Annotated in this window: 13 protein-coding genes and 1 pseudogene; 5 read left to right on the top strand and 9 right to left on the bottom strand. The window is 35.7% G+C overall.

Annotated features, from left to right (window positions below; all coding sequences use genetic code 11):
• Positions 1-84: 84 nt before the first annotated feature.
• Positions 85-882 carry an SDR family NAD(P)-dependent oxidoreductase gene (locus AC1Z3T_RS07690; protein ID WP_058970848.1) on the bottom strand — a complete coding sequence of 266 codons (798 nt, stop codon included), beginning with the start codon at positions 880-882 and terminating at the stop codon, positions 85-87.
• A 79-nt stretch (positions 883-961) separates the two neighbouring features.
• Positions 962-1,657 carry a hypothetical protein gene (locus tag AC1Z3T_RS07685; protein ID WP_009585569.1) on the bottom strand — a complete coding sequence of 232 codons (696 nt, stop codon included), beginning with the start codon at positions 1,655-1,657 and terminating at the stop codon, positions 962-964.
• A gap of 336 nt (positions 1,658-1,993) precedes the next feature.
• Here AC1Z3T_RS07685 and AC1Z3T_RS07680 point away from each other — a divergent pair, with 336 nt between their 5' ends.
• On the top strand, positions 1,994-4,888 hold the full coding sequence (locus AC1Z3T_RS07680; protein WP_042089346.1) for a valine--tRNA ligase: 2,895 nt from the start codon (positions 1,994-1,996) through the stop codon (positions 4,886-4,888).
• An 893-nt stretch (positions 4,889-5,781) separates the two neighbouring features.
• Here the strand turns inward: AC1Z3T_RS07680 and AC1Z3T_RS07675 are convergent.
• The 4 genes and pseudogenes from AC1Z3T_RS07675 to AC1Z3T_RS07660 form a co-directional block, all read right to left on the bottom strand.
• Positions 5,782-6,103: pseudogene (locus AC1Z3T_RS07675) on the bottom strand (endonuclease domain-containing protein).
• 157 nt (positions 6,104-6,260) lie between these two features.
• The gene (locus AC1Z3T_RS07670) at positions 6,261-7,103 is read right to left on the bottom strand and encodes an SDR family NAD(P)-dependent oxidoreductase (RefSeq protein WP_005030783.1); all 843 of its coding nucleotides are present in this window, start codon (positions 7,101-7,103) and stop codon (positions 6,261-6,263) included.
• A gap of 241 nt (positions 7,104-7,344) precedes the next feature.
• The gene (locus tag AC1Z3T_RS07665; RefSeq protein ID WP_005030784.1) at positions 7,345-8,538 is read right to left on the bottom strand and encodes a hypothetical protein; all 1,194 of its coding nucleotides are present in this window, start codon (positions 8,536-8,538) and stop codon (positions 7,345-7,347) included.
• 256 nt (positions 8,539-8,794) lie between these two features.
• Positions 8,795-9,406 (bottom strand): hypothetical protein, encoded by a 612-nt coding sequence (locus tag AC1Z3T_RS07660; protein WP_100886255.1) that lies wholly within the window; start codon positions 9,404-9,406, stop codon positions 8,795-8,797.
• A gap of 234 nt (positions 9,407-9,640) precedes the next feature.
• On the opposite strand from AC1Z3T_RS07660, the gene AC1Z3T_RS07655 reads away from it, so the two are divergent.
• The 4 genes from AC1Z3T_RS07655 to AC1Z3T_RS07640 all read left to right on the top strand — a co-directional run bounded on the left by AC1Z3T_RS07655 (position 9,641) and on the right by AC1Z3T_RS07640 (position 14,010).
• A complete protein-coding gene (locus tag AC1Z3T_RS07655) occupies positions 9,641-10,126 on the top strand; it encodes a hypothetical protein (protein WP_009585587.1) in 486 nt (161 codons plus the stop codon).
• Between the two features lie 312 nt (positions 10,127-10,438).
• Positions 10,439-11,626 (top strand): ammonium transporter, encoded by a 1,188-nt coding sequence (locus AC1Z3T_RS07650; protein WP_100884641.1) that lies wholly within the window; start codon positions 10,439-10,441, stop codon positions 11,624-11,626.
• A 315-nt stretch (positions 11,627-11,941) separates the two neighbouring features.
• Positions 11,942-12,622 (top strand): phosphatase PAP2 family protein, encoded by a 681-nt coding sequence (locus AC1Z3T_RS07645; RefSeq protein ID WP_004828172.1) that lies wholly within the window; start codon positions 11,942-11,944, stop codon positions 12,620-12,622.
• Between the two features lie 590 nt (positions 12,623-13,212).
• A complete protein-coding gene (locus AC1Z3T_RS07640) occupies positions 13,213-14,010 on the top strand; it encodes a BUD32 family EKC/KEOPS complex subunit (protein ID WP_034708197.1) in 798 nt (265 codons plus the stop codon).
• Between the two features lie 33 nt (positions 14,011-14,043).
• Here AC1Z3T_RS07640 and AC1Z3T_RS07635 read toward each other — a convergent pair whose 3' ends face one another.
• The 3 genes from AC1Z3T_RS07635 to AC1Z3T_RS07625 are packed head-to-tail and all read right to left on the bottom strand — an operon-like array spanning position 14,044 to position 17,754.
• A complete protein-coding gene (locus AC1Z3T_RS07635; protein ID WP_100884640.1) occupies positions 14,044-15,381 on the bottom strand; it encodes an ATP-binding protein in 1,338 nt (445 codons plus the stop codon).
• Between the two features lies 1 nt (position 15,382).
• On the bottom strand, positions 15,383-16,075 hold the full coding sequence (locus AC1Z3T_RS07630) for a DNA-binding response regulator PmrA (protein ID WP_004828166.1): 693 nt from the start codon (positions 16,073-16,075) through the stop codon (positions 15,383-15,385).
• A gap of 17 nt (positions 16,076-16,092) precedes the next feature.
• The gene (locus AC1Z3T_RS07625; protein ID WP_009585616.1) at positions 16,093-17,754 is read right to left on the bottom strand and encodes a phosphoethanolamine transferase; all 1,662 of its coding nucleotides are present in this window, start codon (positions 17,752-17,754) and stop codon (positions 16,093-16,095) included.
• Between the last annotated feature and the right edge of the window lie 372 nt (positions 17,755-18,126).

Genomic DNA, 18,126 nt, shown 5'->3' with positions numbered 1-18,126 from the left:
GTATCTCATATAACATAAGTGTATGGACAGATATTTATAGATAGATCAATTGCTACTAGATGTATTTAAATAAAGTAGCTTCAATTACTTCACTTTCATCTTGCGGATCATCTTATACAAAGTTGTAGGAGACAAACGTGATACCCACACCCCCAACTTTTCTTTAGTTCCACCGACTACAATATACTCTTGACCGTTTAAAAGTGCTGAAACAGTTTGCTTTGCAAAATCATCAGCTTCCAAGCCATTTTCAATTGCTTCATCTTGATGTGCTTGTGGCTTACCTGCCCCATTTAAAGCATTAAATGAAACGTTGGTTTTCACAAAACCAGGGAAGATCACCGAAACTTTTACCCCATCCTGCGCCACTTCAGCCCGTAGACTGTTTGCCCACATATGAATAGCCGCCTTTGCCGCGGAGTATGTTGCACGATATTGTGTTCCTAACAACCCAGCAACACTTGAGATATAAGCAATTCGTCCTGATTTTTGAGCAATAAATGTAGGTAATACCAGTTTAGTCAAAAAAACTTGTGAAAAATAATCAATTTCCATGATTGCACGTTCGGTCTGCATACTGGTTTCTGTAATCAATGCTCTTTGACTTAAACCGGCATTATTGATCAACAAATCTATACGCCCTTTTTGATCAAGGACCTGTTCATAGGCATGACGAACTTGTGCTTCATCAGTAATATCCATTGCTACGGAAAGATGATGATCAGGGTGAAGCAAACTCACACGAACTTTTTCCAGCTCTTCCAAACGTCTTGCACTTAAGATCACCTGCGCACCCTGCAATGCACATTCCGCAGCTAAAGCTTTACCAATACCTGATGATGCACCCGTAATCCAAACCACCTTTCCATCTAAACTTTCCATGTAAATACGCTCTTGAATAGGACAAATAAATATTAGACCACGAGGCAGGTCAAATCAATCAGACATCTTTATTTAGACTTTAAGCCTCAACTAAAAACTTACTAAAATGTTTCGCATAATGTTGAGCTTTTTCAGGGTGACTTGGATTATATTCCTCACCCACTTTTTCTAAGCGCTTATACCCCGTACTGGTGATCATATTGATTACTCCATTTAAAGTCTTATCAACGACAAAATTAAATTTTAACAATGTCTTAGGATCACGGATAAACTCAGATACGCCCAGATCAATAATTTTAACTAAATTTTTTAAGGTTGCTGGTAAAGCATGCGTGTCACCAGCAATCACTTTCTGGATGTTACTGCTCGCTTCTTCTCCAAGATGGCGATCTAATTGGTAATACATCACCACCTCACTTGCCTCTGAATCCTCAAATTTTTTAAGAATATGATTTGCTACTGGTTTTAAACGATCATTACTAAAAAAGGAAATCGACCAAGGCATATATTTTTTAAAAGCTCCTTCGATTTGAGAAAAAATTTGTTCAGCCTCTTTCAGCTTTTTTTGACCAGTTGCATCTAATGTTGGGTTATTACGCTGTTCTTCGAGTAAAGCTCCAAAAACTTGATCTAATACTTGGCAAGACATATCCGTAAACACATTGCCTAATTGTTTTGCCAAATCCCGCTTTTCCCCATTATTTAAACTTTGAGTAATACTTTTCAACTCTTGATAAGTGTGTTGTTTGATTAATAAATCAATTTTATATTGCATTGCACTATGTCCTGTTGTTGTTTTATCCGACTAGACTTGATCTTAACAAAACCATATAAATGTTGCATTGTCTTTAAATACTCTCATCAACATCGCAACTCGATAAAATAATGTCAATAAATCAATAATCTAAAAAAACTATTTGTAAATGTGACCAAGTTAAAATCTTTTATTTTCCAACATTTGTCATATTTTTTAGCAAAAAATTCAATCAAAACTAAGATTATTCATATTTAATTTATTCAACGTAAATACTCCACAACAGGATTCAACATTCCTGAAGAATATTTGCTACAATGAATGCAATTTTTTACTTACTTTTGATCTGTTTTTACTATGACTGATTCAGCGCAAAACATTGCTACGACCTACGATCCTACCGAGATCGAGAAAAAATGGTACAAGACTTGGGAAGAGAAAGGTTATTTCCAACCTTCTCGTAAAGGCGACTCATTCTGCATCATGATTCCGCCACCGAACGTCACAGGTAGCTTGCACATGGGTCATGGTTTTAACAATGCCATCATGGATGCTTTGACACGTTATAACCGTATGTCTGGTAAAAATACCCTTTGGCAACCAGGTACCGACCATGCAGGTATTGCGACGCAGATGGTGGTTGAACGTCAATTGGCTGCCCAAGACATCAGCCGTCATGACCTTGGTCGTGAGAAATTCATTGATAAAATCTGGGAATGGAAAGAACAATCTGGCGGAACAATTACCCGTCAAATTCGCCGTCTTGGTTCATCTGTAGACTGGTCACGTGAACGCTTTACCATGGATGATGGTCTTTCAAATGCAGTTAAAGAAGTATTTGTAAAACTGCATGAGCAAGGCTTGATTTATCGTGGAAAACGCCTTGTTAACTGGGATCCAAAACTACAAACTGCGCTTTCTGATTTAGAAGTTGAATCTGATAAGGAAGAACAAGGTTCATTGTGGCACTTCAAATATTTCTTTGAAGATCAATCACTACGAACTCACGATGGTAAAAATTACATCGTCGTTGCAACAACACGTCCAGAAACTTTACTTGGTGATACTGCCGTTGCTGTTGCACCAGATGATGAACGTTATGCGCATCTTGTTGGTAAAAATATCATTTTACCGATCACAGGTCGTGCGGTTGCGATTGTTAAAGATGAATATGTGGACAAAGAATTCGGTACAGGCTGTGTAAAAATCACCCCTGCACACGATTTCAATGACTATGAAGTGGGTAAACGCTGTGAACTCGCAATCATCAATATTTTCAACAAAAATGCCGAAATTTTGGCTGAGTTTGAATATATTGCCAAAGCAGGCGAAGCGATTTCTAAAACGATTCCTGCACCAGCAGACTATGTCGGTTTAGAACGTTTTGCTGCGCGTAAAAAGTTAGTTGAGCAAGCTGAAGCGGAAGGTTGGTTAGAACAAATTCAGCCTTATACATTGAAGCCACCTCGTGGTGATCGTTCTGGCGTAATCATTGAACCTCTCTTAACTGACCAATGGTATGTAAAAATTGCACCTTTGGCTGAACCTGCAATCCAAGCAGTAAAAGATGGTGAAATCAAATTCGTTCCAGAGCAATACAGCAACATGTATATGGCTTGGATGAACAACATTCAAGACTGGTGTATTTCACGTCAACTCTGGTGGGGTCACCGTATTCCTGCTTGGTATGATGCTGAAGGCAACATTTATGTTGGTCGTTCTGAAGAAGAAGTTCGTACGAAAAACAATATCGCGGCTGATGTTGAATTAAACCAAGATGAAGATGTACTCGACACATGGTTCTCTTCAGGTCTTTGGACATTCTCAACATTGGGCTGGACCGGCGATGAAGCGAAAGATAAAGAAAACTATTTCTTAAATACGTTCCATCCTACAGATGTTTTGGTCACAGGTTTTGACATCATTTTCTTCTGGGTTGCCCGAATGATCATGATGACCATGCACTTCATGAAAAATGAAGATGGTACACCACAAGTTCCATTTAAAACTGTGTATGTTCACGGTTTGGTGCGTGATGGTGAAGGTCAAAAAATGTCTAAATCTAAGGGGAACGTACTTGATCCTTTAGATTTGATAGATGGTGTAGATCTTGAAACCTTAGTACAAAAACGTACAACAGGTTTAATGAATCCTAAACAAGCTGCCAAGATCGAAAAATCAACTCGTAAAGAATTCCCAGAAGGTATCCAAGCTTACGGTACAGATGCGGTTCGTTTCACATTCTGTGCACTTGCCAATACGGGTCGTGATATCAAGTTCGATATGAAACGTGTTGAGGGCTACCGTAACTTTGCCAACAAAATCTGGAACGCAACACGTTTCGTAATGATGAACTGTGAACAACAGCCGATTGGTCAGGAAGTCCGTCAAGATCTTTGGGAACTTCCTGAACAGTGGATTGTCAGCCGTTTACAAAAAGCAGAAGCTGCTGTTCAACAAGCGTTTGCGACCTATCGTTTAGATTTGGCTGCACAAGCGATTTATGAGTTCATCTGGAATGAATACTGTGACTGGTATGTAGAACTGACTAAGCCTGTTCTGAATGATGAAAATGTATCGACTGAGCGTAAAGCTGAAGTTCGCCGTGTTCTTCTTTCAGTGATGGAAGCATCTTTGCGTCTTGCGCATCCAATCATGCCATTCTTGACTGAAGAAATCTGGCAAACACTTGCACCAATGATTGGTCTCCAAGGCGAAACCATCATGTTGGCACAATATCCTGTACCAAATCCTGAACGTATCAACGAACAGGCTGAAGCAGACATGCTTGGATTACAAGGTTTGATTGGTGCGGTACGTAATATCCGTGGTGAAATGGGCTTAGGTAATGCCCGTTTATTGCCAGTATTGTTGCAAAACACAACAGATGCCGAAAAAGCGCAGATTGCACGTATTGAACCATTGTTTAAAGCATTGGCTAAAGTTGAAAGTATTACTTTCCTAACAGATGCTGAACAACCGCCATTGTCATCGTCCTCTGTTGTGGGTCGTATTTCTGTATTTGTTCCAATGAAAGGTTTGATTGATCCTAAAGCTGAACTTGGGCGTTTGCAAAAAGACTTGGATAAAGTGCAAAAGCAACATGATCAGATTGCATCTAAACTTGCCAATGAAGGTTTTGTGGCGAAAGCGCCTGCTGCGGTGGTTGAAGGTGAAAAAGCCAAACTCACTGAGTTTGCTGATCAATTGGTGAAAATCAAAGCCAATATGGAACAAATTGCGGCGCTTTAATTTAAACTTGTAATTTTATCTTAGAAGAAGGAAGCTTAATTAAGCTTCCTTCTTTTTTGAGTAGAATAATCATGGTTATTCAAAAATTAAAACAACATTTCATCAATCAAAATTTACGTATCAATCAGCCGGCGACACTGTTAAAAATAATAAAATTAGAACAAAAATACGAGGTTAAACTTCCACAAATTTTTAAAGAATATTTTATTCAATGGTACAGGTGAAGCCAATTTTGGTGATGAGGGCTATTCGTTCTTTTCTTTAACTGAATTTAAACCGACAAAAGACTTAAAAGGTCTTGAAAACTTTCCTCATGCCAATTGTTTTGTATTTTCAGAATTCTTACTCTGGATAACTACTTATGCCGTCAAACTAGATGAATATGGCAATGAATTAGGCATTTATGAAATCTGTAACACGCACAATAAGGTTTGTAATCATTTTGAAGAATTTATTTTACTCATAATGAATAGTGATTTAGCAACACTTGATCAATGATGTTTTTTTAACCAAAATTTAACAATTTCATATCCATTTAACTTAAAGATCAATTCGCAAAATAAAACGAATTGATACACTCTAATTTTTTCAAGAATTACCCTCACCCTAGCCCTGTCCCATAGGGAGAGGGGAACTTTGATTACTAATTGAATAGTTATTTGATACCCAATACTGGCTAAGATCAGGTTTCTCTCACCTCCAAAGAGAGGGCTAAAGAGAAATAACTAAAAATATCTGTATAAATTCCAACACCTCAATCTTCCCCAAAATGTGAAAAGAACACTCTTTAAGAATTTAATATTTATTTGATACGAAATAGAGTTCCCTCTCCTATCAGGAGAGGGTTAGGGAGAGATGTCTTTAAATTCAATACAGATATTCAAAAAATCCTCCTATACTACCTCACTCCGATTCAATACATCATCATTCCAATAACGAATAACTTTAAGTCCCAAAGCCTCTAAAAACTGAGTTCTTCCATTATCACAAGCTACGCCTACATCTGTATTATGCTGACCACCATCCAACTCAACCACTAAGCTCAATTCATGACAATAAAAATCGACGATATAAGGCTCAATCACATGTTGACGACGAAACTTTAAATTCATAAATCGTTGAGCTCGTAAAATTTGCCACATGAGATGTTCGGCATCTGTGGCATCGTGTCGCATAGATTTATGCGTATTCTAATAATTTTGGGTTTAGCTTCAATTTATTTTCCCTCTCCCTAGCCCTCCCCCCACAGAGAGGATAATTTCATTGCTCATTAAATAATTATTCTATACACAATGGAGATCCCTCTCCTTTTAGGAGAGGGTGGAAGTATGCTCTTTCAATATCATTCCAAGAATACATCAAAGCAAAATCACTATTCCTTGAGTTGATCCAAAGCTGTCCCCTGTACAGGATTTCTTTTCCAATAATAAGGTTGAAAAAAACGAAGCAACAAACGCCACGGTGTCATCCAGACGATACGCGCATTGCGCTTATTATTTTGGCTTACACGTTTTGCCAAATAACCACACACTTGCTCAGGTGGGTCGATCACAAACATAAATAGCCATTTCATTTTGTGCCAGTTTTTAACTTCACCTTGCTGCCAAGAAGAAATCAACAAATCTGTTGCCACCATTCCAGGGCTTAAGGTACCAATCAAAATATTGCTTTGCTTGGCTTCTTTATTTAATGCATGATTTAGATAAGCAACTGCCCGTTTACTGGTTGCATAAGGCGTCATTCCTGCACTCCATTCACCACGGCTACCCCAACCTTCCATATTAAAAATTTGCCCAAAACCTTGTTGAGTCATACCTTTTAATGCCACTTGTGAACCCAACATCGTACCAAGTACATTGGTTTTAATCACATTTTCTATGTCAGTATGAGTAATGTCTGTAAAGGCGCTTGCTGCATTACACGTACCAGCATTATTGATCCAGACATTAACCTGACCAAATTTTAAAATTGTTTCATCCCATAATTTTTGGAGATCTTCATAATGAGCCACATCACAACAGACGCCACAAATTCGCTGAGCTGAATAACGTACCCCTAAATCAGCAACTACTTGATTGAGTTGAGTACTATTCCGTGCTGAAATCATGACTGACCAACCCAGCTTTAAAAAAGCTTCCGCTAAGCCTAAACCAATTCCACGAGTTCCACCGGTAATCACGATAGATAAAATTTGATCAGAATTTGAAACAATCAAAATATTCTCCACTGACCTGTTCAACCAAGCTAAGTAAATGTGAATTAACAACCATACAATCTAAGCTCAATTTAGGACATTTGACCTGACAGAAGCAATTTTTAAGATAGAATCTGAGGTATCGAAAATAAATAAATTACTTAAATCACATGAATCATCATTTTTTTCTTGGAACTTTAATCATTTTTCTTGTTGGGTGTCATGAAAAGCCTGCCACGTCAATAGAAGATAAAGCAACTGGTCAATAATATCTTTTCCGCAATAAGGATTTTAATTCCGCTCTATCACTAAAAATTTCTAAAGCACGCTCTGCTCTTTCAAGATTTTTTTTGATGATCAATACATCTTTATCAAATTTTTTATATAAATCTTTTACTTTAATCCTACCTAGTGAATGCATATCGATATGGTCATTCCAATCGAAAGAGTAAATAATATCATCAATTTTAGACTGAAGTTCTTCAGCTTGTTCTTCCAAGTTAATATTGTAAAACTCTAATTGTTCTTTAGCTAAATTATTAAATTTTTCTACACTTGCGGTAAACTCAATTTGATATTTGAGTAAAGCAAATAGATCCTTGTTTTCATAAGCTTGATTAACACGCTGTAATATTTCCGTTTTCTCAATTTTTCTCTCTTCATTCTGCTCGCGATCAGGATGAATCAAAGACGCAATTTTCAAATAAATATTTTTAAATGACTGGTTAGCTTTTTGTTTAGCCAATGCTCTTTTCTCAGCTAATTTCTTTTGCTTATCCTTTTCGTTTTTCAATTTTCTTTCATAATCATCTCTATCCGTTTTATTTAATTGCTTTAAAAACTCTTGCTCACGATCTTTTTCCATTTTTTCATGCAATTTTTCTATAAAATCATCATGATCATATAAATTAAATTCAAAATCAAAGTAATCAGACTCAACACCTAATTTGCTTGCCATCATTTCAATGAAAGCACGTTTATTAATTTCGTCTAGCCGCTCGGCTGTCAATTCTTCTTGGTCTACTATATTCATTTCCTCGAGCTGATGTTCTTTTATATCCGCTTTAAAAAATTCATCTTCAGATATTTCATAGCTAGATAATATCTTTTCAACTAACTCAAATTGCTTTTCAGAAAGTGTATCCACAATCATCAATTGACTAGCAACGGACTCAATCAAATCATCTAATCTCAAAGCTTGGGTTTTAGCCCATTTTGTTTCTAGTTTATGTTTCCACAATATTTCCAATTGTTGGAACATTATTTGGTGTAATTCAGCATATTTAGGGAGAATCTCACCACTGGCACGTTTTTGTATATCATTTTGTGCATGCTCCCATTCACTTAGCAACACTTTAAGCTGTTCGACTTTTTTAATAAGACGATTAAATTTTTTTTGCTTTGGAGAAAGATTCTCAGAATTCTGTTTCAAAAGAACATCTAATTTTAAGCTCATGGGTCAATATAAATAGGAAAATCGACTTGAACTATAATATTTCTTATCTATTAGGGGAAGTTTATTTTAATAAATTAAAATAGAATCAACAACATATCAACCAAAAATTATGATAAGTTTTGACTTTAACCTATCTTTATTCAGAACGTAAGAAAATAAACTGTCTCCGATATAGTTGATACGGTTCAAAGCTTAGGAAATAAACATATTCAAATTATATAGTAGCTTCCTAAACCTTATAGGAAGATAATCCTCTTTATTCTTCATCGGCAAAAATCGCATTTGCACCAATTACTTTAGAAATTTTAAGTTTATTTTGTTCTTGCAAAATATAGATTTTTTGTTTGATTGAATCACTGGTGAAGCTTCCATTCAGGTTTAATACAATAGGGGCTTCACTCAATGAACCTTTGCCACGATACTCTTGATTGATATCATTGGTCGTGGCTTGATTCACAATCACAAAATAACCTGTAATACCTTGTGCTTGACCACATGCCAAGCTCTGTGGTGCCCAATCACCAAATTGAATAACAGAGTTAAAATGATAACCTTTATGTTCTAAGAAGTTTTTCTGTTGTGGCGTGGTGATTGGGAAGTTCAAAACTTTCTGTTGTTCTTTCCAGTTGATCAGCAATTGACTGGATGAACAAGAGTCCCGTATCTGCCCCGCACTTCCTGATTCTGCTCCATCTATTGAATCATCACATTGTGAAATGACTTGAAATGTGGCATCACCACAGTTCAGTACTTTAGAACGATAAGTTTTATATTGGGTAGTTTGAGCAAAAAGTGAATGAGATAAAAAGCTGAGTACAAAGCAACAGGTTACGGTTTTAAAATAATAACTGCAAAAATGAGAAATCATGCTTTTTATATTGATCATTAACATTCTTTAATTCTATATCAAATATTTACTTACAACTCTGAAAAACATCACTAAACCCTCCTAAGCACATGAAATTATTAATGATAAAAATTAAACTGAGTGTTGAAATTATTTTCAGCCTATATTAATCCTGTCATTACACAATAAAAGCTTGATTAAAATACATATTTTAAAAATAATGATAACCAAATCACAAAATAATTAGGTAAAATGATGAAAGATATCATAATTTTTATTTCAAGCATGCTGTCCATATTGTTGGCTCAAATGAGTCACGCCACACTTCCCAAAATACCTGAAGAGATCCAAATAGAGATTTTTAAAAGTGCAAAATTTAAAAAAACCAATCTAGGTTGGGAAAGCCGTTGTAGTTTAGGCAATATTTCATATTATGGTGATTTGAATAAAGATGGTCGCCCTGATGCAATTGTGGTAGATGGTGGTATTGGATGCTATGCCGACACAGGGATTGGATTTTATATTGTCACTCAACAAACTGATCGGAAATGGGTTCGAATTTTTAATAGTCGCGGTCAACCTGAATTTCTTTCAACTTTAGGCAGACATGGTTGGCCAGATATTGCCATCAATGATGGATCAAAATGTTTTAACGTGTATAAATGGAACGGACAAAAATTTGAAAAGGATCGTTTGGAATACAAAAACAAAGCATGTTCAAGCCCTACAGTGCAAAAGTAAGACTTTTTTTGAATTTCATTGATACAACTGATCGGATTGTTTTTAAGTGCGAATTTTATTTTTAACACTCAACATTCAACCATAAAAATTAACTTAATAAATATCAATGCCTTAAAAATTAAGCCATGTTGTATTATTGCATCAACTTAGTGCAATAATTCCAATTTAGTGCAGGCTTTTGCTTTATATCGAGTCTTAATAATATTTTGAATTTTTTGATCTATTTTTTCATACAGTCAGATACTTCACGAATAGATTTGCTTGGTTATACTTGAACCAATTTGTGACATATAGCACCAAAAAGAATCGTATATGCAAAACGTTGATCTTCTCTTTCTTTTGCTTGGCGCAGTGCTTGTACTCGCTATGCATGCAGGATTTGCTTTTTTAGAATTGGGAACAGTTCGTCATAAAAATCAAGTCAATGCACTCAGTAAAATCATTACTGACTTTTCAATCTCAGCAATCGCCTATTTTTTCATTGGCTATTATATTGCTTATGGGCAGCATTTTTTCCATACAGGCACCACGCTATCCGCTGAACACGGCTACAATTTGATGCGTTGTTTTTTCTTGCTAACCTTTGCTGCTGCTATTCCTGCAATTGTTTCAGGTGGTATTGCAGAGCGTGCAAAAATGCGCTCTCAAGCCATTGCTACGCTTTTTATTGTCGCTTTGGTTTATCCCTTCTTTGAAGGCATTGCTTGGAATGGCAATCTTGGACTGCAAAAATGGTTAGCGGATACATTTGGTGCAGGATTCCATGATTTTGCTGGTTCAGTGGTTGTTCATGCTATGGGTGGATGGATTGCATTGGCAGCAGTTTTACTCCTCGGTGCACGCAATGGGCGTTATAAAAAAGATGGACGTGTCAGTGCACACCCACCATCTTCAATTCCCTTCCTGGCATTAGGTTCTTGGATCTTAATTGTTGGTTGGTTTGGCTTTAACGTGATGAGTGCTCAACGTGTTGATGCCATTTCAGGTTTAGTTGCGATTAATTCACTGATGGCGATGGTTGGCGGTACACTTTCTGCAAATTTCTTTGGCAAAGAAGATCCTGGCTTTTTACATAATGGTCCATTGGCTGGCTTAGTTGCAATCTGTGCTGGTTCAGATGTCGTTCATCCGATTGGTGCGCTGCTCATTGGTATCTGTGCAGGTTTTATTTTTGTCAAATTGTTCACTTATACACAAAACAAACTTAAAGTTGATGATGTTTTAGGGGTATGGCCTTTGCATGGGGTATGCGGTGCTTTTGGTGGCATTGCTGTTGGGCTATTCGGACAACAATGGTTGGGAGGAATCGGAAGCGTATCCATGATCTCACAAATCATTGGTACACTGCTTGCCATTTTGCTTGCGCTTGCAGGTGGATTTGCTGTCTATGGTATACTCAAAGTCACTATGGGTATTCGCCTATCACAAGAAGATGAATTTCGTGGAGCAGATTTATCCATACATAAAATTTCAGCAAACTCTGAGGATGCGATGTTTTAATATTTAACATTTTATTCTATTTTTCATTTTTAGCGGCTTTCACAGCCGCTTTTTTATATTTTATTTAAATGACAATAAATTAATCTCCATGCCCATTATTTATCATCAATATTTCATTATGATGGATTGCTATTTTAAGAGACTTTTTACTGGAATAATAAGTAGAATGATAATCACTTAAAGTTGAATCATTTTTATTATGAGCAGATATCAAACTCGTCAGTTCTTTTAATGAGTTGGTTAATTAAGTCTGATTTAAGTTTATTTTTTTCTAATAGCAAACGATTAAAATGATTCAACTGAGTGATCCTTTTCATGCCTTTTTTAGAGTCGCATAAATTCTTTTTAAAAAACAGTTTATTATTGGGAATACTATTTTTAATATTATTATTCATGTTCCCGGTTGGTGGTGCAATTGATATGCAGTTGATCCACCCTTGGATAGATTCTGCTGGAAATTTTCCATTAAAAAATAACTGGTTTTTAGTAGAAATCAATCACAAATTGATTAAACATTTGGTCATTGGTTTTTTTGTCATTATTCTACTCTCATGGATTGCTTCTTTTAAGTTTGATCAACTCAAAGCCTTTAAATGGCAACTTGGTTATTTATTTTGGGTCAGTGTTTTATCTACTGTTTTGATTGGATTATTAAAATCACACTCAGCACATGCATGTCCATGGTCGATGACTGAATCTACTGCATTTGGTTATGTTTGGGATTTTTCTGCAACCCAAGGTCATTGTTTTCCAGGTGGTCATGCAAGTACAGGTTTTTCACTACTCACAGGATTTTTTGTTTTTAGAAAATCGAATCCTAAAATCGCCTATTTTTTCTTATGCTTAGGGCTTGTTCTTGGCTTTATTACAGGTTGGGGGCAAATGATGCGTGGAGCACATTTCCTTAGCCATAATCTTTGGACAGGTTGGATTATTTATACGTTTAATTTATTGGTCTATCGTATTTTCTATAATAAATTTAGAACCGCTATCTAATAACAACTTTTCGTTATAGGGTCAAGGTCGCAGGATGACTCTTTGGCTGTTCTAAATCATCATAAATTTGAGTCTTTATACATTATAGTCAATCTGTTAAAAACGCATTGAGTAAAATATAATTTTTCTTAATCAATAAAATCAATGTGATAAAAATATTATTGAAAGATTTTAAACTTCCATTTTCACACTTTACAGCTAAAGTTTAAATAAATTTGTGCAGCTGATGCTTCACTTTTCTCAACCATTTTTTTGTTCAACGGCATTCTTACGCTGCAAACAAAGCAGTGCTTTGTTTTGCCCATCACCCTCGTTCAACATAACAACATCCATGTCACCATTATAAAAAGACCATCTATGACTCAACAATACAAAATAGATGCTCTCTAAAGTTTCTCGCAATTTGTATAAAAACCATAAAGTTCATTGGATACGATCATTTTTAATTAATGAACGAGATCAAATGAATAATTAAAAAGGCAGAAATTATACAAAATTTAAATATTAAATTATTAAACTAATCTTAATTTTTACAATTTAATATATTTTGATTATACTCAAAACAATTTAGTAATGTTATGCGTGTAAATATGAGTAATTTTTCTAAATTTCTCCGTAATACTCTTAAAGCTCAAGACTCAAATATCCAACCTTATCAACTGGATAACAGCAAAGTGTGGCTTAAAAAAGCTTCAGAACGACACTCTGCATGGATTTATATGCCATTAAAATGGGTTGCACGCATTCTTAATATTGAAGCTTTAACTCCAATTCCTAACTATGGTGGAAGTAAGTCAATTTATTGTGAAGTTCATCGTCTCACTGAATTACAGTCATTAGGTATTCCCACACCTCAGATTTTAGCGAATTGCTCTCAAGGTCTATTGATTGAAGACGCTGGTGATCAGGTCATGCAACTTGACCAAGCATTGATTAGAATGGAGGGGAATACAGCGAAAAAATTAGAATTCTTTCGTGAAGCAATTTCAGCAATTCAAGCAGTTCACCAGAAAGGAAGTTATCTCAGCGAAGCTTTTGCGCGCAATATTTTAGTCAATCGCCACAAAGAATTTACTTTTATCGACTTTGAAACAGACCCAGGCGAAATGCTAGATCTAGAAACTTGCCAAATTCGTGATTGGTTATGTTTTATTTTTTCAACAGCATTCCGTTTCAATGATGATGAAATTGCACAAGCTTGTGATATTTTTATTGCTGAAATCTACCCATGCAAATCGAAGTATAATGAAATCTGTCGAATTGGGAACAAACTCAATTGGGTTGCAAATTTTAGTTTAGAAAAATTAGGAAGTGATGGGCGAAGAATGCATAAATGCCTGACATTTTTCCAGTATATGAAAAAGAATGAACCACTTCCTTTGATTTAAAAGGATATGGTTCATTTATTGAGGAATTTGAGATTATTCGGTAGGTTTAATATTGAGTTGAACAGGTACTTTAACCAAAACACTTAAACCGCCTAATTCCTCGCTGCGAGAAAGTAATAGCTCGCCACCCAAATGCTGTATGGCTTTATCTACGATCGACAAACCTAAACCACTTCCCACCTCTAAGTGATGATGCACACGATAAAAACGTTTTAACACTTTATCATACATCTCTGTGTCTATGCCTGGACCACTATCTTCAATTAAAACATAAGCAAAATCATGGATATCAGCAAAAACTGAAATATTAATCATTCCTGAGACAGGTGTATATTTAATTGCATTATCAATTAAATTAAAAATAATCGAATGAAGGCTATGTTCTACGCTTTTTAACACAACAGTTTCATTACGTATAAAACCCAAATCAATATCTTTTTCCATCGCTAGATTCATCAATTGCTCGACGCAATTGAGTGCAACATCATTCAGTTTAAATTGCGTGACTTGCACTTCATGATTCAGCGAAGCATCTTGTTTCGCCAAAGCAAGTAACTGCGTCACTAAATGCTGCATACGTGCTAAACCTTTACTGAGATTTTTTAGATTTTCCTCTTCAGGAAATTGGCTCATTAAAATTTTAGTTTGTAAATTCAATGCTGTTATGGGGGTTCTGAGTTCATGCGCAGCATCCGCTACAAATTGCCGCTGCTCTTGTTGTGCTTCAGAAATCCGCTCAAATAAATGATTCATTTCCTGAATGGTAGGCGATAATTCTTCTGGATAATGCGCATTTTGAATCGCCACCAACGAATTAGAATCACGCTTTGCCAATTCAGATTTAAAGTCCTCTAAAGGTTTTAAGCTGCGGCGAATAATATAGACCAAGCCCAATAAAGCAAATGGAATAATCAACAAATAAGGCAAAAACATGCTTCCTGCAAGCTCTAAAGCCAAATGCTCTCTGACTTTTTCCTGTTGACTAATTTGAATCTGAAAGTTCGCTGTCGGTAAAATATAGGTAATCCATGTCCCATTTGCGGTCTCTTGACTATAAAACCCTGCTTTCTGCTTAGGCTCAATAATCACATGATGAGGGGTGTTTTGAACCTGTTGAAGGTTTGCATAAGACCAAACATCTATAAATAGATCCTCCTCATGATAGCGCTTATGCTCATCAAAATGGCTTTGAATAGGTCGAGGGTTAAGTTCAACCCGCTCCGCCAAATAAACCATTTGTGCATCAAGAATTTCATTAATTTCTTCTAAAGAAATTTTATAAGCTGAAAAAATTAATACGCAGCCCAATAAAATACTAAAGATAGAGGTATAACGAATTAAACGCTTTCTTAGAGAAAATGCAGTTCCCATATTATTCTGCTTTATGTGCTTGCCCCAAACGATAGCCTAAACCACGAATTGTACGAATAATATCTTTACCTAATTTTGAACGGATGTGATGAACATAAACTTCAATCGTATTGCTGTTGATTTCACTATCAAAAGCATACAATTTATCTTCTAAATTTGCTTTAGAAAATATTTTATTGGGATGCGTCATCAGTGGAATCAAAATTGCCCATTCTCGATTAGACAGCTCAACTGGTTCACCTTTCAATGTTGCGATATGTTGTTCAACATCTAAAACAATCTCACCATTCTTTAACAGATTCGATGACTGCCCCATCACCTCTTTTGCAGCATCTCCAGAACGGCGTAATAATGCATGAATACGCGCTACAAGCTCATCAAATTCATAAGGTTTAATCAAGTAATCATCTGCACCTTGGTTTAAACCATCAACACGATTTTGTAATTGATCACGTGCTGAAATAATCAGTACAGGTAAACCTGAACGTTGACGAATTTGCTTTAAAACTTGCATTCCGTCCATCATTGGCAAGCCTAAATCGAGTAAAACCAAATCAAATTGTTTTTCTGAGATGAGTTTTAAACCATCTAAGCCATTATTGACCCATTCAACATCAAAGCCTTGGTATTTCAACAATGTTTTCGATGATTCTGCAATCATAAAATCATCTTCTATCATTAAAATTTTGGTCATGCTCTATGTCCTTTCAATCAACTGTTCACTGCACATTGGTGCAACATATTGTTCTTTTGATCAATCACCTGAGTTTGAATATTCAATAAACTCAAAAGACTTGGAAATAAATTATCTTGACTCAATTTTGCTGCTTTTTGTTGAGTTAAACAATTAATTTGTTTTGCAGATGCAGCTTTCCAGTTCTCTGAAAACCACATGAACATCGGGACATGAGTCTGTTGAGTAGGCGCAATTGCATAAGGTGCGCCATGCAAATACATGCCACGCTCACCTGTAGACTCACCATGATCAGACAAATACCAGAAACCAGTTCGATAGTTGTCTTGCTGCTTTAAGCTTTCAATCACTTGATTCAAAATATGGTCAGTATAGACAATCGAATTATCATAAGTGTTGATTAATTCAGTTGAAGAGCACCCTTGAATCGCATTGCTTTCACAGGTTGGTTTAAATTTCTTAAATTCATTCGGTGCACGCTTGTAATAAGCTGGTCCATGACTGCCCATTTGGTGTAAAACAATCAAATGAGGCTGTTTGTCATCTTTAGGTAATTGCTTGAGATATACATTTAAACTATCAACCAAAATACCATCTAAACACTCACCACCTTGACACCATTTCTTTTCTAATTCTTGAGGAATAACAAACTTCTCAACACGATCACAGGTACCTTTACAGCCTGAATTATTATCAATCCAAGTCACCTTATACCCTGCACGTTGTGCTATATCCAATAATCCTTCTCGGTGACTCGCAAGTTGCTCATCATAATTTACACGTGGCATACCTGAAAACATACAAGGTACTGATACAGCTGTTGCAGTACCACATGAACTAACTTGAGAAAAATTAATAATATTCGCCTGCTTAGATAGTTCGGGATTGGTATTTTTAGCATAACCGTTTAACGCGAAACTTTCTGCGCGTGCTGTTTCACCCACCACCAAAACCATCAATTTGGGTTTATGCTGTAAAGCAATATCCTCAACGATATGTGCATCTTCACCATAACGAATCAAAGGCAAATTCTTTTTAGGTGCTTTTTTATGGAAATATGAAAGCGTTGAAGCCACTGTATTTTGAGGTGAAATCATACCTTTTAGATCACGATGCTCACGAAAAATAGCTGCATAATCGACATAGAATACAAATAATAACCCACCAATAACAGCTAAAGAACCCACAATATTAAGCCCTTTAAAAAGCACAATCTTGCTTATTTTTTCTGGTTTAATACGGATCCATAAAATCAAAAGAATAGGTAAAATAACAAAACTAACGGTCCATGCAAAAAATTGAAAAGAGAGCAAGTCTGCAACTTCACCAGAATCAGTTTGTGCCATGTTCTGAATTTGATCAGGTGAAATTATCACACCCAATGAATTGACAAAATAGGCACTAAAACCACCAATAAATACCAGAATGATTGCAAAGAATTTTGCGGTCCATTTCCAATCTAAGAGCTGTAGTAATAGATTGTATAAAGCAATCAATACTAAAGCTGTAGCAATCAAAAAGAGCTGGGCTTTTATACCTTGATAAGGAGTAAGCGCTTGAACTTTGCCCAGAAAACCAAAGTTCAGGCATAGCCCTAACCAGACTGCAACAATAAAATTAAAGGCAGTGAGGGAAATGGAGACTTCTCGTTGTTTGATACGTTGTATTAAATTAGACATTACTGTAGCAATACTCTCTTCAATGACCTTAAGTTAAAAAATGAAGCTTAAATTGAACTTAAAAGCATTCTTTGAGTACCTAACAGCATTAATCTCAAATTTTAATCCCTTAAAATTTCTCATTATTTGAGAAATTCAAACTAGAATAAATATTTATAATGGTTGTTACATATTATTTTATAACCTAATAGATAATCAATTCTGCCCATTCAATTTGGATTGGCTCATTCTTCGGTGTCAAAAGAATGAGCCAATAAAAAAATCATACAGGAATTAATTTCTATACTTTTAAAATTGACAAAAAAGTAATTTTTGTCTTATCTAAATGTAATGTAAAATAATAACCTCTAAATCATAAATAAAATGCTATTG

This window comes from Acinetobacter sp. B-6, from assembly GCF_056930735.1.
This window is presented reverse-complemented; position numbering and strand designations above follow the sequence as displayed.

Excerpts from the sequence above, each read along its gene's own strand:
- AC1Z3T_RS07680 (WP_042089346.1), top strand. The coding sequence starts at position 1,994 with ATGACTGATTCAGCGCAAAACATTGCTACGACCTACGATCCTACCGAG.
- AC1Z3T_RS07635 (WP_100884640.1), bottom strand. The coding sequence starts at position 15,381 with ATGGGAACTGCATTTTCTCTAAGAAAGCGTTTAATTCGTTATACCTCT.
- AC1Z3T_RS07690 (WP_058970848.1), bottom strand. The coding sequence starts at position 882 with ATGGAAAGTTTAGATGGAAAGGTGGTTTGGATTACGGGTGCATCATCA.
- AC1Z3T_RS07640 (WP_034708197.1), top strand. The coding sequence starts at position 13,213 with ATGAGTAATTTTTCTAAATTTCTCCGTAATACTCTTAAAGCTCAAGAC.
- AC1Z3T_RS07650 (WP_100884641.1), top strand. The coding sequence starts at position 10,439 with ATGCAAAACGTTGATCTTCTCTTTCTTTTGCTTGGCGCAGTGCTTGTA.
- AC1Z3T_RS07660 (WP_100886255.1), bottom strand. The coding sequence starts at position 9,406 with ATGATTTCTCATTTTTGCAGTTATTATTTTAAAACCGTAACCTGTTGC.
- AC1Z3T_RS07625 (WP_009585616.1), bottom strand. The coding sequence starts at position 17,754 with ATGTCTAATTTAATACAACGTATCAAACAACGAGAAGTCTCCATTTCC.
- AC1Z3T_RS07645 (WP_004828172.1), top strand. The coding sequence starts at position 11,942 with ATGCCTTTTTTAGAGTCGCATAAATTCTTTTTAAAAAACAGTTTATTA.
- AC1Z3T_RS07655 (WP_009585587.1), top strand. The coding sequence starts at position 9,641 with ATGAAAGATATCATAATTTTTATTTCAAGCATGCTGTCCATATTGTTG.
- AC1Z3T_RS07630 (WP_004828166.1), bottom strand. The coding sequence starts at position 16,075 with ATGACCAAAATTTTAATGATAGAAGATGATTTTATGATTGCAGAATCA.
- AC1Z3T_RS07685 (WP_009585569.1), bottom strand. The coding sequence starts at position 1,657 with ATGCAATATAAAATTGATTTATTAATCAAACAACACACTTATCAAGAG.
- AC1Z3T_RS07665 (WP_005030784.1), bottom strand. The coding sequence starts at position 8,538 with ATGAGCTTAAAATTAGATGTTCTTTTGAAACAGAATTCTGAGAATCTT.